At 77.6% G+C, this 908-nt stretch carries 1 protein-coding gene; it reads left to right on the forward strand.

Translation table 11 applies throughout. From position 1 onward, the window contains the following. Positions 1-837 (forward strand): DUF5937 family protein (locus ACOV8S_RS31000; protein ID WP_448321817.1); only part of this gene is annotated, 837 nt, incomplete at its 5' end. Between the last annotated feature and the right edge of the window lie 71 nt (positions 838-908).

Below are 908 nucleotides of genomic sequence, written 5' to 3' on the forward strand. Positions count from 1 at the left end.
CTCGGCGAGGAGCTGGACGACGTGGACCGGCTCGACGACGAGACCTATGTGACCGCCGCGCTCGTCTCCACGTGCGGCGGCGGTCGTGACCGCCCGGCCGGCCCGTCCCCGCTGGCCGACGGTGGCGCACGGGAGCGGGTGCTGCGGCTGGCCCAGGCCCGCGGGCAACGCCAGGAGGCCTTCACGGCGCGGCTGCTGGCCGATCCCGGCGCGGTGCGGGCGCGGATCCGGCGCACGCTCGAGCAGTGCGCGGAGGAGTTCTTCAACGCCGTCTGGGCGGACGTCGCCGGGCGGCTCGCCGCCGACCTGCGGGTGAAGAACGACCTGCTGCGGCGCCAGGGGCTCGGCCCGGCGCTCGCCTCGGTGTCCGGGGCCCTCTCCCTCACACCGGACGGCGGCTGCCTGGTCGTGGACAAGCTGCAGGACAGGGCCGCCTCCGCGAGGGGCGCCGGTCTCACCTTCATCCCGAGCGTGTTCGCGCACCCGCACCTGGTGGTGGTCCACTCCCCCGGCTGGCGCCCTGTGGTGCAGTACCCGGTGGCGGAGCCGGAGCCGGCCGCCCCGGTGCCGCTGGAGACGGTGGCCCTGCGGCTGGCGGCGCTCTCCCACCCGGTGCGGCTGCGGCTGCTGCGCACCCTGGCGCGCGGCGCGCACACCACCGGGGAGCTGGCGCACATCTGGGAGTTGTCCCTGCCGGAGGTCTCCCGTCACCTCGCCGTCCTGCGCCGCGCCGGTCTGCTGTCGGCCGGGCGGCACGGCCGTCACGTCCGTCATGCCCTCGATATGCCCGCCGTGTCGGCGCTGGGCTCCGACCTGCTGGCCGCGGTGCTGCGCTGACCGGCGCGGCCCGTGCCGGGCCGGCGGTGCACGGCAGGGGGCCCGGGGCGCGGCCGGTCGCCGGGGCACGG

Source organism: Streptomyces sp. CO7, from assembly GCF_053474865.1.